Origin of the sequence: Variovorax boronicumulans (genome assembly GCF_009811375.1) — a bacterium.
GTDB classification, from domain to species: Bacteria; Pseudomonadota; Gammaproteobacteria; order Burkholderiales; family Burkholderiaceae_C; genus Variovorax; species Variovorax boronicumulans.
Genome location: NZ_BKDH01000001.1, coordinates 3807285 through 3821653 on the forward strand (window position 1 = coordinate 3807285; position 14369 = coordinate 3821653).

General features: G+C 69.4%; 13 protein-coding genes. 5 read left to right on the forward strand and 8 right to left on the reverse strand.

The window, feature by feature from the left end:
* Positions 1–32 precede the first annotated feature (32 nt).
* Positions 33–1031: an ABC transporter substrate-binding protein gene (locus tag VHAB30_RS17535; protein WP_062482537.1), complete on the reverse strand. Its 999-nt coding sequence runs from the start codon at positions 1029–1031 to the stop codon at positions 33–35.
* Between the two features lie 147 nt (positions 1032–1178).
* Between VHAB30_RS17535 and VHAB30_RS17540 the strand changes: the two genes are divergently transcribed.
* From VHAB30_RS17540 to VHAB30_RS17555, 4 genes are read left to right on the forward strand one after another with little or no spacing between them, the layout of a single operon-like run.
* Positions 1179–2411, forward strand: a complete 1233-nt coding sequence (locus VHAB30_RS17540; RefSeq protein WP_159277951.1) for an acyl-CoA dehydrogenase family protein — start codon at positions 1179–1181, stop codon at positions 2409–2411.
* The gene (locus VHAB30_RS17545; protein ID WP_159277952.1) at positions 2408–3379 is read left to right on the forward strand and encodes an ABC transporter substrate-binding protein; all 972 of its coding nucleotides are present in this window, start codon (positions 2408–2410) and stop codon (positions 3377–3379) included. Before VHAB30_RS17540 ends, VHAB30_RS17545 begins: the two co-directional genes overlap by 4 nt.
* Complete coding sequence (locus VHAB30_RS17550; protein ID WP_159277953.1) at positions 3376–3975, forward strand: cysteine dioxygenase family protein; 600 nt, start codon at positions 3376–3378, stop codon at positions 3973–3975. The genes VHAB30_RS17545 and VHAB30_RS17550 overlap by 4 nt, the downstream gene beginning before the upstream one ends.
* Positions 3972–5609, forward strand: a complete 1638-nt coding sequence (locus VHAB30_RS17555; protein WP_159277954.1) for a rhodanese-related sulfurtransferase — start codon at positions 3972–3974, stop codon at positions 5607–5609. The genes VHAB30_RS17550 and VHAB30_RS17555 overlap by 4 nt, the downstream gene beginning before the upstream one ends.
* Positions 5610–5681: 72 nt before the next feature.
* Here the strand turns inward: VHAB30_RS17555 and VHAB30_RS17560 are convergent, their stop codons facing one another.
* The 5 genes from VHAB30_RS17560 to VHAB30_RS17580 all read right to left on the reverse strand — a co-directional run bounded on the left by VHAB30_RS17560 (position 5682) and on the right by VHAB30_RS17580 (position 11438).
* Complete coding sequence (locus VHAB30_RS17560; protein ID WP_062477554.1) at positions 5682–7151, reverse strand: DEAD/DEAH box helicase; 1470 nt, start codon at positions 7149–7151, stop codon at positions 5682–5684.
* Positions 7152–7281: 130 nt separating this feature from the next.
* On the reverse strand, positions 7282–8169 hold the full coding sequence (ypfJ, locus tag VHAB30_RS17565) for a KPN_02809 family neutral zinc metallopeptidase (protein WP_159277955.1): 888 nt from the start codon (positions 8167–8169) through the stop codon (positions 7282–7284).
* A gap of 112 nt (positions 8170–8281) precedes the next feature.
* Positions 8282–8848 carry a dCTP deaminase gene (dcd, locus tag VHAB30_RS17570; protein WP_062477547.1) on the reverse strand — a complete coding sequence of 189 codons (567 nt, stop codon included), beginning with the start codon at positions 8846–8848 and terminating at the stop codon, positions 8282–8284.
* A gap of 85 nt (positions 8849–8933) precedes the next feature.
* Positions 8934–10220: a guanine deaminase gene (gene guaD, locus VHAB30_RS17575; protein WP_159277956.1), complete on the reverse strand. Its 1287-nt coding sequence runs from the start codon at positions 10218–10220 to the stop codon at positions 8934–8936.
* A gap of 102 nt (positions 10221–10322) precedes the next feature.
* Positions 10323–11438, reverse strand: coding sequence for a BMP family ABC transporter substrate-binding protein (locus tag VHAB30_RS17580; protein ID WP_159277957.1), 1116 nt, complete (start codon positions 11436–11438; stop codon positions 10323–10325).
* Here VHAB30_RS17580 and VHAB30_RS17585 point away from each other — a divergent pair.
* Positions 11437–12375 (forward strand): hypothetical protein, encoded by a 939-nt coding sequence (locus tag VHAB30_RS17585; RefSeq protein WP_159277958.1) that lies wholly within the window; start codon positions 11437–11439, stop codon positions 12373–12375. The two genes, VHAB30_RS17580 and VHAB30_RS17585, sit on opposite strands and share 2 nt — an antisense overlap.
* Before the next feature lie 89 nt (positions 12376–12464).
* Here VHAB30_RS17585 and VHAB30_RS17590 read toward each other — a convergent pair whose 3' ends face one another.
* On the reverse strand, positions 12465–13292 hold the full coding sequence (locus tag VHAB30_RS17590; protein WP_159277959.1) for an SDR family NAD(P)-dependent oxidoreductase: 828 nt from the start codon (positions 13290–13292) through the stop codon (positions 12465–12467).
* Positions 13293–13396: 104 nt separating this feature from the next.
* Positions 13397–14344 (reverse strand): GlxA family transcriptional regulator, encoded by a 948-nt coding sequence (locus VHAB30_RS17595; protein WP_159277960.1) that lies wholly within the window; start codon positions 14342–14344, stop codon positions 13397–13399.
* Positions 14345–14369: the final 25 nt, after the last annotated feature.

Genomic DNA, 14369 nt, shown 5'->3' on the forward strand with positions numbered 1-14369 from the left:
GTGTCCTCGTGGATGCGGATGGAATGAAGGGGTCAGGCGGCGGGCAGCCGCAGCAGGTTTTCGAAGCGGCGGTCCCACAGCGGCTTCACGTCGGCCGGGCCGTCGAGCACGCCGATCTTCTGGAAGGTGTCGGCCACGTCCTGGTGGCTGCGCACCACGGCGTCGGTGACCGGGCCCAGGCTGTAGTCGCCGCTGCGGCCGTTGAACAGCTCGACCAGGTCGCCCACGGGCACGCGCGTCTCGGCCGACTGCGCGCGGGCGTAGGCCAGGAAGTTGCCGTTGATCCAGGCGAACGCGCGCTGCAGGCGCTGCAGCAGGTCGCCCAGCGCCGCGCGGCGCAGCGTGTCGTCGAGCGCGCGCGGGTTGGCGTAGATGGGGAAGTTGCCCGACAGGTAGCCCACGCCGGTCTTGAGCGTGCGCGCGCCGTACTGGGTGCGCGCGAGCTGGCCGTTGTAGCCGTAGATGGCCCAGGCATCGAGGTCGCCGCGCGCAAAGGCCGAGAGGCCGTCGGCCGGCGTGAGGCTCACGGGCTGGATGTCGGCGAACGACAGCCCTGCCTCCGCCAGCTGCTTGGCCAGGTAGTAGTGCGAGGTGGTGGCACGCACGTAGCCCACGCGCTTGCCCTTGAGGTCGGCGATGCTGCGGATGGCCGAGTCCTTGCGCGCCAGCGTGGCCTGGTTGTTGAGGTCTTCGTGCGTCACGGCCACGAGCCGCACGCTCGACTTCTGCCGCGCCGCGAACACCGGCGGGATCTCGCTGCCCGATCCCAGGTCGAGCGCGTCGCCGTTGATGGCCTCGATGTGCAGCACGCCGTTGTTGAGCTCGCGCCAGTCGATCTTGTAGGGCGTGTCGGCTTGGCCCGAGGCCGTGAGCAGCGGGCGCCACAGGCCCTTGTAGGTGCCCACGCGCAGCGTCACGCCCGACAGGTCGCGCGAGGGCGCGGCGGCCTGCGCCACGCCCGAAGCCGCCACGCCCCATGCGGCGGCGGCCTGCAGCAGGCGGCGTCGGTCCAGCGGGAAATCGGGTGTCATGCCTTGTGTTCTTTCTTCTTCACTCACTCACGAGGAGAAGCGAGACCGTACCGAGACGGGCCCTGAAAACGAACGCAGAAAAACGAATTTGGATATGCGCGATGCATCCTTCGCACACTGGCAGCGGGCCTTTACCGTGCGGGCACCATGAGTGCACTCCCCTTGCGCCGCGCGCCGGCCGTTCCCGAAACAGACACCCCGCCCTCCGTCGACCTCAGCGTGCTGGCCCGCCTGTCGGCGCAGTTCTCGTCCACGGCCGAAGACCACGACCGCAGCGGAGCCTTTCCGCGCCAGAACTTCGAGGCGTTGCAGGCGCACGGCCTGGTCGGCCTCGTCGCGCCCGTCGCATACGGCGGCGGCGGTGCCACGCTGGCCACGGCGCGCCGCGTGATCGCGGCGGTGGCGCGCGGCGAGCCCGCCACGGCGCTGATCCTCACCATGACCTACCTGCAGCACCAGGCGCTCGCGCGCCGCGAGAGCCGCTGGCCCGCGCACCTGCGCGAGCGCGTGGCACGCGATGCAGTGGCGCACGGCGCGCTCATCAACGCGCTGCGCGTAGAGCCCGCGCTGGGCTCGCCCGCGCGCGGCGGCCTGCCCGGCACCGTGGCGCGGCGCACGCCCGAGGGCTGGCGCATCGACGGCCACAAGCTCTACACGACCGGCATCGAGGGCCTGTCGTGGCTCGCGGTCTGGGCGCGCACCGACGAGGCCGCACCGCGCACCGGCGTGTTCCTGGTGCCGCGCGACGCGCCCGGCATCCGCGTGATCGCGAGCTGGGACCACCTGGGCCTGCGCGCCTCGGGCAGCCACGAGGTGGTGTTCGAAGACGTCGCCATCGCCGCCGACCACGCCGTCGACCTGCGCGCGCCCGCCGACTGGGCGCCCGGCGCCGGCAGCCAGACCGACATCGACGCCCATGCGGCGCAGCAGGCCTGGATGGTCGTGCTGCTGGGCAGCCTCTACGACGCCGTGGCGCGCGCCGCGCGCGATTGGCTGGTCGACTTCCTGAACCGGCGCGCACCCGGCAGCCTCGGTGCGCCGCTGGCCAGCCTGCCGCGCGTGCAGGAGCAGGTGGGCGAGATCGAGGCACTGCTGCGCACCAACCGCGTGCTGCTCGACGACGCGGCCGCCGCGGTCGACAGCGGCCATACGCCGCCCGCCGCCGACAGCGGCCTGCTCAAGCACACCGTGACCACGCACGCCATCCGCGTGGTCGAGCTGGCACTGCAACTGAGCGGCAACCACGGCCTCACGCGACAGAACCCGCTCGAACGTCACTACCGCGACGTGCTGTGCAGCCGCATCCACACGCCGCAGAACGACGCGATCCTGGTCGCGGCGGGGCAGCGTGCGTTGCAGGCATCGGGAGGTGCGGCATGAGCGCGCTGCCAATTTCTCGCCGCACCTGGCTCGCGCAAGGCGCCGCGCTGTCGCTGGCCGTGGCCGGCCCGTTGCGCGCGGTGGCGCAACCCCAGGCCACGCTGGTGCTCGGCGACCAGGCCGGCGGCCTGCGCTCGCTGTTCGAGGCCTCCAAGGCCCTCGACGACGCGCCCTTTGCCTATCGCTGGGCCAACTTCCAGGGCGCCGCGCCGCTGTTCGAAGCGCAGCGCAGCGCCGCCGTCGACACCGCGATGGCCGGCGACCTGCCGGTGCTCGCGGCGGCCGTCGGCAAGACGCCGCTGAAGATCGTCGCCACGCGCGTGGGCAAGGCCGAGTCGCTGGGCATCGTGGTGCAGCCCGACTCGCCGCTGCGCCGCGTGGCCGACCTGCGCGGCCAGACAGTGGTCGTCTCGTCGGCGCGCGGCAGCATCTCGCAGTACCAGCTCTACGGCGCGCTCGAAGAAGCCGGCGTGCGGCGCGACGAGGTCACGGTGAAGTTCGTGCTGCCCACCGACGCGGCGGCCGCGTTTGCCTCCAGGCAGATCGACGCCTGGGCCATCTTCGACCCCTACTACGCCATCGCACTGCAGCAGGGCGGGCGCATCCTGCGCGACGGGCGCGGCATCAACACGGCGCTGGGCTTCATCACCGCAAGCGAGCATTCGCTGGCCGACCCGGCCCGGCGCGCGGCCATCGTGCAGTTCCTCGACCGGCTTGCCCGCGCGGGCGACTGGGCGCTGGCCAACCCCGAGGCCTATGCGCAGGCCTACAGCCAGCTCACGCGGCTGCCGATCGCCTCGGCGCGGCTCATCACGGCGCGCGCCTCGGTGGCGGGGCGGCCCGTGAGCGAGGCCGACATCACCGCGCTGCAAACTGTGGCCGACCGCTCGGCGCGTGACGGTATCCTTCCCACACGCGTGGATGTGCGCGCGATCACCGACACCCAACTCTGGAAACGCCCCGCATGATTGCTCCGCTGCGCGATTTCGTCGGCGCCTTCGGCCGGCTGCTCGACAGCCGGCCCGATGAGCCGCGCATCCTGTCCGAAGGCGGCGCGCTGCTGCGCACGCTGGTGGCGCGCGACGACTGGCTGCCCGACGCCTTCGCCGTGGCCGACCCGACCTACTACCAGCAGTTTTTGCTGCACGCCGACAGCACCGAGCGCTTCTCGGTCGTGAGTTTCGTCTGGGGACCGGGCCAGGCCACGCCGATCCACGACCACACGGTGTGGGGCCTCATCGGCATGCTGCGCGGCGCCGAGTACAGCCAGCCCTACGCGCTCGACGCCGACGGCACCGCGCGACCCCAGGGCGCGCCGGTGCGGCTCGATGCGGGCCATGTCGAGGCCGTGTCCCCCACCGTGGGCGACCTGCACCGCGTGCACAACGCGCACGCCGACCGCGTGTCGATCAGCATCCACGTGTACGGCGCCAACATCGGCGCCGTGCGCCGCCACACCTACCCGGCCGAAGGCGGGCGCAAGCCCTTCGTCTCCGGCTACTCCAACACGCTGCTGCCCAACCTGTGGGACCGCTCCGCCGAACTCCGAAACACTGCCGCATGACGACGACAACGACCGCCTCCTTTCCCCTGCTGCCCTTCGCCGCGCTGCGCGAACGGCTGATCGCGCGCGAGGAGACCGCGCTGCTCGACCTGCGCGAGGAAGACCCGTTTGCACAAGAACACCCGCTGTGGGCCGCCAACCTGCCGCTGTCGCGCATCGAGATCGAAGCGTGGCGGCGCATTCCGCGGCGCGACACCTTCATCGTGCTGTACGGCGCGCACGACGGTGTCGATCTCGCGCCGCTGGCGGCACGCACCTTCGCCGCGCTCGGCTACACCAACGTGCACCTGCTCGACGGCGGCCTTGAAGGCTGGCGCGCGGCGGGCGGCGAGTTGTTCCGCGACGTGAACGTGCCGAGCAAGTCCTTCGGCGAACTGGTCGAGCACGAGCGGCACACGCCGTCGCTGTCGGCGCCCGAGGTGAAGGCGCTCATCGACAGCCGCGCCGACGTCGTCGTGCTCGACGCGCGCCGCTTCGACGAGTACCAGACCATGAGCATCCCCTCGGCCACCAGCGTGCCCGGCGCGGAGCTGGTGCTGCGCGTGCGCGAGCTCGCTCCCGACCCGGCCACGCGCGTGATCGTGAACTGCGCGGGCCGCACGCGCAGCATCATCGGCACGCAGTCGCTCGTGAACGCGGGCATCCCGAACCCGGTCGCGGCGCTGCGCAACGGCACCATCGGCTGGAAGCTCGCAGGCCAGGTGCTCGACCACGGCGCCGGCCGGCAGGCACCGGCTGCGGTGTCGGACGCGAACCGCGCGCAGGCGCAAGCCGACGCACGCCGCGTGGCCGACGCCGCGGGCGTGCGCCGCATCGCGCTCGACGCACTCGGCACGCTCGAGGCCCCGGGCCGCACCGTGTACCGCTTCGACGTGCGCACGCCCGAGGAATACACCGCCGGCCACCTGCCCGGCTTCGCGAGCGCGCCCGGCGGGCAGCTCGTGCAGGAAACCGACCACCAGGTGCCGGTGCGCGGCGCACGCATCGTGCTGGCCGACGACGACGGCGTGCGCGCATCGATGAGCGCATCATGGCTCGCGCAGATGGGCTGGGAGGTGTACGTGCCCGATGCGGTGCCACCGACCGCCGCGCACAGCGAGACCGGCACGCCGACGTCGGCCTACCCGCCCGTCGCAGCCACGGTCGCCGAGATCACACCCGAGGCACTGGCCGCGCTGCTGAAGCAGCAGCCCGCCACCGCCGTGATCGACGTGACCACGAGCGCCAACTACGTGAAGCGCCACATTCCCGGCGCCTGGTACGCGATCCGTGCGCAGCTCGCCCAGGCGCTCGACCGCCAGGCCCTTCCGTCCGCCCCGCGCTACGTGCTGACCTGCGGCAGCAGCCTGCTCGCCCGCTACGCCGCCGCGGACCTGCGCGCCCTGCTCGACGCACGCGGCCAGCGCGACGTGGAAGTGCAGGTGCTCACGGGCGGCAACACCGCCTGGTTCGCCGCCGGGCTGCCGGCCGAGACCGGCGAGACCCGCCTGGCCACCGCCCGCACCGACCGCTACCGCCGGCCTTACGAAGGCACCGACGCACCCGCCGAGGCCATGCAGGCCTACCTGGACTGGGAGTTCGGGCTGGTGGAACAGCTCGGGCGCGACGGCACGCATCACTTTCGCGTGGCCTGAGTTCGCAAAGCGCAGACGAAAAAAAAGCCGGGCATGCCCGGCTTTTTGCTTTCACTGTCGCGCGCCCCCGGTTCAACCCGGCTCGGCCGCCTTGAACAGCGCCGCGACCTTGCGCTTGCTCTTGATGTTGCTCGAGATGCCGCGTGCGGGCGCCGCCTTGGCCGACGCTTCCCAGGCCGGCGCGGCTTCGCGCTCGCCGGATTCGTAGGGCTTGTCGAAGAACGGATCGCGCGGCGCGGACGGCGCGCGGTGCGGGCGGCCACCACCGCTCATGCTGCGGCGGGTGTCGGCTTCGCGGCGTTCGCGCGGCTGGTCGAGCACGTCGCGTGCGTCGCCGGCTTCGCCTTCTTCACGCCAGTGGCGGCGTCCGTCGTTGATGCGGCCGCGCGGGCGGTCTTCTTCGAACTCGACGGGTTCGAGCTCGATCTTCTTCTTGATCAGCTTCTCGATGTCGGCCACGAGGCGCGCATCGTTGCCGCCGCTGGCGAAGCTCACGGCCAGGCCCGAGGCGCCGGCACGGCCCGTGCGGCCGATGCGGTGCACGTAGTCTTCGGCGTTGAACGGGATGTCGAAGTTGAAGACGGCGGGCACGTCCTTGATGTCCAGGCCGCGGGCCGCGACGTCGGTGCACACCAGCAAGTCGACTTCGCCGGCCTTGAACGAGGCGAGCGCCTTCAGGCGTTCGTCCTGGCTCTTGTCGCCGTGCAGTGCGGTGGTACGCAGACCGTCGCGCTCCAGCGAGCGTGCGAGGCGCGCGCAGCCGAGCTTGCTGTTGACGAACACGAAGGCCTGCGTAATGCCGCGCTGCTTGACGATCTGCTTGAGCGCACGGCGCTTGTCGTCGTCAGAGACGCTGTAGAAATGCTGTTCGACGGTGGAGGCCGTTTCGTTCGGCCGCGCCACTTCGATGGTGACCGGGTTCTGCAGGTAGCTGCTGGCCAGCCGCTTGATCTCGGGCGAGAAGGTGGCCGAGAACAGCAGCGTGGTGCGCTGCTTGGGCAGGTAGCTCAGGATGCGCTGCAGGTCGGGCAGGAAGCCGATGTCGAGCATGCGGTCGGCCTCGTCGAGCACGACGTATTCGACCTGGTTGAGCACCGCGTTCTTGGCTTCGATGTGATCGAGCAGCCGGCCCGGCGTAGCCACGAGCACTTCGACGCCCTTCTTCAGCTCCAGCGTCTGGGGCTTCATGTCGATGCCGCCGAACACGACCGTGCTGCGCAGGTTGGTGTACTTGGCGTACAGCTTGACCTGTTGCGCGACCTGGTCGGCCAGCTCGCGCGTGGGCAGCAGCACCAGCGCACGCACCGGATGCCGCGCGGGCGAGGTGGAGGCGTTTTCGTGCTTGAGCATGCGCTGCAGCAAGGGCAGCGAGAACGCCGCCGTCTTGCCGGTGCCGGTCTGCGCGGCGCCCATCACGTCCTGGCCTGAAAGCACGACCGGAATGGCCTGTGCCTGGATGGGCGTCATGGTCTCGTAGCCCATTTCGGCCACGGCGCGGGCCAGCGGTTCTGCCAGCGAAAGATTGGAGAAGGACATTGTCATTGAGCCTTCTATTGTCGCACTGCCGCAAAAAACGGCAGTGACAACGAAACGACAACATCCGCGCAGGCCGAATTGCTATTTATTCAATAGCAAAAACCCCAATGAATTCGGGGCTCTCGGGAGACAATCTTTACAGATTGCGCGCGTTGAAAGTGTCGCAGGACTTCATTTCACCCGTCTGATAGCCCGTGCCGAACCAGCGTTGGCGCTGTGCACTGGAGCCGTGGGTGAAGCTGTCGGGCACCACGGCGCGGCCCGCGGAGCGCTGCAGGGCGTCGTCGCCGATCTTCTGCGCGGCGTTCATGGCGGCCTCGATGTCGCCCGGGTCGAGCCACTTCTTCGATTCCTGCGAGTGGTGCGCCCACACGCCGGCGAAGCAGTCGGCCTGCAGCTCGACGCGCACGCTGATGGCGTTGTTCTGCGACTGGCTCAGGCGCCCGCGCATGCCGTCGACCTTGGCGGTGATGCCGAGTTCGTCCTGCACGTGGTGGCCGACCTCGTGCGCGATGACGTACGCCTGCGCGAACTCGCCGGGCGCGCCGAGCTGGTTCTTGAGGGTGTCGTAGAACGCCAGGTCGATGTAGACCTTCTTGTCGCCCGGGCAGTAGAACGGCCCCATGGCCGACTGACCGGTGCCGCAGGCCGTGGGCGTGGCGCCGCGGAACAGCACGAGCCGGGGCGCCTGGTAGTTGCCGCCGCTCTTGCGGAAGAGATCGGTCCAGACCACCTCGGTGTTCTTCAGCACGGTGGAGACGAAGGCCGCCTCGCGGTCGCCGGTGGGTGGCTTGGGCGCGGGGCCTTGCTGCTGTTGCTGCACCTGGACCGGGTCGCCGCCGCCGCTGAGCAGGCTCAGCACGGTGAGCGGGTTGATGCCGAAGATCCAGCCGGCGATGAGCGCGACCGCGATGGTGCCGATGCCGATGCCGCGCCCACCGATGAAGCCGCCGCCTCCGCCGCCACCCCCGCCGTCACGGCGGTCTTCGACGTTGTCGGATTGTTCGTTGCCTTCCCATCTCATCGCAGTCTCCTTGCCGGCTTGCTGAACGGCGTATTTGCCGGAACGTCGCAGGATGGTACTTGGCCCGGCCGCCCGGAACGTAACCGGCGGTCAGGATGCCTGTATCAGGCTGTCAGGTCTTGGGCAGCGTGACGCCGCGCTGGCCCTGGTACTTGCCGCCGCGGTCCTTGTAGCTGGTCTCGCAGACCTCGTCGCTCTCGAAGAACAGCACCTGCGCGCAGCCTTCGCCCGCGTAGATCTTGGCGGGCAGCGGCGTGGTGTTGCTGAACTCCAGCGTCACGTAGCCTTCCCACTCGGGCTCGAACGGGGTCACGTTGACGATGATGCCGCAGCGCGCGTAGGTGCTCTTGCCCAGGCAGATGGTCAGCACGTTGCGTGGGATGCGGAAGTACTCCACGGTGCGCGCCAGCGCGAAGCTGTTGGGCGGGATGATGCAGTAGTCGCCGTGCATGTCGACGAAGCTCTTCTCGTCGAAGTTCTTCGGGTCGACCACGGTGCTGTGGATGTTGGTGAAGACCTTGAACTCGGGCGCGCACCGGATGTCGTAGCCGTAGCTGGAGGTGCCGTAGCTGATGATCTTGTGGCCGTCGTTCTCGCGCACCTGGCCCGGTTCGAAGGGATCGATCATTCCTTCGTTCTCGGCCATGCGCCGGATCCATTTGTCGCTCTTGATGCTCATATGCGCTCGCTGATGCTGCTGCGGGGGAAATCGGGGCCGAATTGTGGCATGGGCGCCCTGCGCGCCCTCCCCCCGCAGGCGCCGCTCAGCCCGCCTGCGAAATCACCGTGCGCTCGACCAGCCGGTCGTCGCCCAGCACGATCATCGCGAACAGCAGCTCTTCGAGGTTGTTGGCCAGCGAGGTCTTGCGCGCCAGGAGCGGCGTGGCGGACGGGTTGAGCACCAGGAAGTCGGCCTCGCAGCCCGGCTGCAGGTTGCCGACCACGCCGCCCAGCCCCAGCGAGCGCGCGGCGCCGCCGGTGTGGTGCCACCACAGCCGCGAGGGCGCGATGCTCAGGCCGGTCTTGGTCTGGCCCTCGCGGCCCACGTAGTACGCGGCCAGCATGGTGTGGAAGGGGCTGAAGCTGGTGCCGCCGCCCACGTCGCTGGCCAGGCCGTAGGGTTGTTCGAGGCGGTCGGCCGCGCCGAAGTCGAAGAAGCCGCTGCCCAGGAACAGGTTGCTCGTGGGGCTCACGGCGGCGGCCGTCTTGGTCTCGTGCATGAGCGCACGGTCGGTGTCGTCCAGGTAGATGCAGTGGGCGTACACCGCGCGTTCGCGCAGCAGGCCGAAGTCGGCGTACACGTCGAGGTAGGAGCGCGACTTGGGGTACAGCTCGCGCGCCCATTTCACCTCGTCGCGGTTCTCGGCCACGTGCGACTGGATCCAGGTGTCGCCGTACGTCGCGGCCAGCTCGCCGGCGCCGCGCATCTGCGCATCGGTGCTGGTGGGCGCGAAGCGCGGCGTGATGGCGTAGCCCAGGCGATCGACGTTGTGCCACTTGCGGATCAGCGCCTCGGTGTCGAGCAGGCTCTGCGCGGTGTCGTCGCGCACGCCGTCGGGCGAGTTGCGGTCCTGGAGCACCTTGCCGGTGATCATGCGCAGCTGGCGGCGCTGCGCGCTCTCGAAGAAGGCGTCGACCGAGGCGACGTGCGAGGTCGCGAAGGTCAGCGAGGTGGTCACGCCGTTGCGCAGCAGCTCGTCGAAGAACACGTCGGCCACCACGCGCGAATGGGCGGGGTCGGCGAACTTAGCTTCCGCCGGGAAGGTGTAGTTCTCGAGCCAGGGCAGCAGGCCGGCGGCGGGCGCGCCGATGATGTCGGTCTGCGGGTAATGCACGTGCATGTCCACGAAGCCCGGCGCCAGGATGCGGCCCGGCAGGTGGGTGGTGTGGGCGCCGGCATGGCGCTGCGACACATCGGCATGGCTGCCGGCGTCGAGCACGCGCTGGCGGCCGGTGCTGTCGGGGGCGACGACCAGCAGGCCGTCCTCGTCGAAGACAGGCAGGCCGGCGGCGTCGAATCGCAGGAGGGAGGCGCGGTAGGCTTTTTTCATCGTGGATTCGGAGGGTAATCCAGCCCCGGACGGCGGGAATTGCCCTGCGCGTATGAGTGCTATACGCGCAACGCTCTCTTCAAGCAGGGCAAAAGGCCGCGCTCAGCGCGTCACCCGCCCCTGCACGCCCTCGGCCAGCCAGTTCATCTGCAGGACCTGTTCGTCGCTCAGCTGCGCGCCCTTGGCGATCGCGACGCGGCCTTCGTTGTCGCGCACATCGGCCGCCACCGCGCGGAACGGCTGCAGCTTGCCGGCCGCGATGTCCTTCTGCCGCGCCAGCACCTCGTCCTGCACGGCCTTGGGTACCTTCGTGCCGAAGTCGCCGACGCGGATCATTCCTTCCTTCACGCCGCCCCAGAGGTTGCCGCTCTTCCAGGTGCCGTCGAGCACGGCCTTCGCGCGTTGCGTGTAGTAACCGCCCCACTGGTGCGTGACCGCGACGATCTGCGCGTCGGGCGCGATCTTGCGCATGTCGGAGTGGTAGGCCACGGCCATCTTGCCGCGCTCCTGCGCAGCGGCCATCACGGCGGTGGAGCCGGTGTGGAAGGCGAGCACGTCGGCGTTCTGGTTGAACAGCGCCATCGCAGCGTCGCGCTCCTTCGGCGGATCGAACCACTCGTTGAGCCACACCACGATCACCTTGGCCTTCGGGTTCACCGAGCGCATGCCGAGCGTGAACGCGTTGATGCCCTGCAGCACCTCGGGAATCGGAAAGCCCGCCACGTAGCCGGCCACGTTCGTCTTCGTCATGCGCCCGGCCGCGATGCCCGCGAGGTAGCGGCCTTCGTAGTAGCGGGCGTTGGCGGTGGCGACGTTGGGCGCGGTCTTGTAGCCGGTGATCGATTCGAACTTCACGCCGGGGAAGTCCTTCGCGACCTTCAGCGTGGGCTCCATGTAGCCGAAGCTGGGCGTGAAGATCAGCTGGCTGCCTTGCTGCGCGAGGTCGCGGATCACGCGCTCGGCGTCGGCGCCCTCGGGCACGTTCTCGACGAAGACGGTGTTCACGCGGGGGCCCAGCGCGGCCTCGACAGCCTTGCGGCCTTCTTCATGCTGGCGCACCCAGCCGGCATCGGTGACCGGCGTGACGTAGACAAAGCCGATCTTCAGCGCGTCCTTGGCGGGAGGCGGCTTCGGCGGCGCAGTCTGGGACAGGGCGGGAGATAAAAAGCAAGCGGCAGCCAGCGCCAGAACGGCGCGGCCCGCGAGGTTTTTGTACATGGTGTTCCTCTACATGGCCCCGGAAAAGCAAAACCCCGCAGCAGGCCGGGACGCCCTGCTGCGGGGTTCGGATTTTAGTGCCGAGGCCTCCCGCCAGCCAGGGCCGCCGCAGAACGCGAACGCATCCGGCCGCGCAGACGCATCGGATGCGGCGGCCAGGAACGCCGCACACTCACTACGATCCGTGCCTCCGCATCACACCCTGCCAGCCATGACCCTCAGCATGCATTTCGACTTCACGCCGCTGCCACGAACGCCCGTGCTCGAGCCATGCATCGTCGCCAACGCGGCGGGCTACGACCTCTTCACCAACGAGACCGTCACCCTGGCCTTCGGCACGAAATGCGTGATGGTGAAGACCAAGAACCGCGATCCGATCCCCTTGCCCTACTTCGAGCTGGCCGAGCTCACGATCGAGAACCGCGAAGTCGCGACAACGGGCGAGACCACGCAAGGCCTGGCGGGGCGGGAACACATCTCCGCCACGACGCAACCGACCCTGCAGAGCTTCATTTCCTTCGTCACGCATCTCGGCGAACTGCACCTGTTCTACCGCGGCATGCCGCCGACCGTGCTGCGCATGGCACTGGCCGAGGCCTTCGCCGTCTGGCGCCAGCACCAGCCGGAATGGCTCGAGAAGCGACGCAAGGTCGTGGACGCCTATGCCGACAGCGAAGGACTGGACGCGCAGACACGCGACGCGCTGAAAGCAAGGTTGCTGACGCCGATCGTGCCGCCTGCGTCGGCCGCGCCGCTCTCGTTTCCTTCCGCCGGCTTCCCCACCGATGACGTGCTGGCGCCGGACACCTTCGACCCCGCGACCCGCCTTGGCGTGTGCCCCTCGTGCAATGCGGAGATTCCGTACTTCTCCGACGAATGCCCCCAGTGCCGGGCACTTTTCGGACCGGACTCCGCATGGCAGGTGCGGCCGCTCTGACCGACCCTGAAGTGAAGCCAGGCTGGCGGAGTTCCCGGGGCACGTCTTCTTCGTGTACGACCGACGACCTCACCCACCGAACGCAGGCGTCATGCCAGTAGCGCGGTGGCACCAACGCCATAGCGCGCCGCCGGCGCCGTGCTCGACAACCTGCCCGACATCGCACGCCGCGCCGCGTCGAACGCATCCCACTCGGCCAGATCGGGCAGCGCCGGAATCGTGACCTGCTCGCCCTGGTCGAGCCCCGCAAGGGCGGCATCGACCATGTCTTCCGCGGTCATCACGATCTCCTTGGGCAGGTGCGCCATCGGCACGCCCGCGACGCCCCAAAACTCGGTGGCCGTCGCACCGGGCAGCACCGCCTGCACGCGCACGCCCTTGTCCTTCAGCTCGTGCTGCAGCGACTGGCTCAGCGCCAGCACGAAGGCCTTGGTGCCGCCGTACACGCCGTTGAGCGTCTCGGGCGAGATCGCCACGATGGAGGCGATGTTCACCAGCGTGCCGGCACCACGTTCGACGAAGCCGGGCACGGCCGCATAGGTGAGCCGCGTGAGCGCGCTCACGTTGAGCTCGATCATTTCTTCCATCTTGTCGATGTCCGAGCCGAGCAGCGGCGCGGCGGCGCCGAAGCCGGCGTTGTTCACCAGCAGGGTGATGTCGCCGCGAGTGCGCAGCACGGCTTCCACGGACGCGATGTCCTTCCGGTCGGACAGGTCGGCCGGAAGAACCTCGACCTTGCGCCCGGTCTCGTCAGAGAGCTTCGCGGCCAGCGCGGCAAGGCGCTCGCGGTTGCGCGCCACCAGGATCAGGTCGAAGCCGCGCCGCGCGAGACGGTCCGCGTACACGGCGCCGATGCCCGACGACGCGCCGGTGATGAGGGCCGTGCCCTTGTTCGGATTTGCTTGCGTTGCAGTCATGGAGTTTCCTTCGTCGCCACGGGTGTGTGGCCGTGGGGAGAAGTCTCTTCCTGCAAGGCGATGGCGTAAATGTCATATAAGCCACCTTTTAGGACATACGCTGCTCAAGCCGTCGCGGCCTCCCGACGGGCCACGCGGCGCACGCTCTGCGGCGGATGCCCCAGCGTGCGCAGGAAGGCACGGCGCATGCGTTCGGGGTCGCCGAAGCCCGTTTCGCGCGCGACCACGCCGAGCGCGAGGCTGCCCTCGTCGATCAGCGCGCGCGCCGCCTCCACGCGCAGGTTCTCGACCGCGTGCGCCGGCGACTGCCCGGTCTCGGCCTTGAAGGCGCGGCTGAACTGGCGCGGGCTGAGGTGCGCGACCTCGGCCAGTTCGTCCACCGACAGCGTCTCGCGCAGGTTGGCGCGCGCATGCACCAGCGCCTTCTGGATGCGGTCCGACTTGGGTGCCAGCTCGAGCAGCGCGGAATGCTGCGACTGCCCGCCCGCGCGGCGGTGGTACACGACCAGCTTCCTCGCCGCGAACCGTGCCGCCTCCACGCCGAGGTCTTCCTCCACCAGTGCCAGCACGAGGTCGATGCCCGCCGTCATGCCGGCCGAGGTCCACACCGGCCCGTCGTTGATGAAGATGCGGTCGGGCTGCACCTTGACGGCAGGGTGGCGCTTCTGGAGTTCGCCCGCAAAGGACCAGTGCGTGGTTGCCCGGCGTCCGTCGAGCAGGCCCGCGTCCGCCAGCCCGAAGGCGCCGGTGCAGATGCTGGTCACGCGGCGCGCGTTGCGCAGCCCCGCACGCAGGAAGCGGCACATCTTCTCGGACGTGGGCGCGATGAAGAGCGCGCCGCTCATCACCAGCGTGTCGAACTTCCCCGTGCCGAAGCGCTTGCTGTCGGTGACCACGCCCGACGAGCTGGTCACGGGGCCGCCCTCTTCCGACAGCAGCTCGACCTGGTAGACCTGCTTGCCGGCATGGATGTTCGCGAGCTCGAACGCGGCAATGGCAGCGAGGTCGAGGATCTGGAAACCGGGGAAGACGAGCATGCCGATGCGTTTCATGGCCATGTCCTGAAAAGAGGGTTGT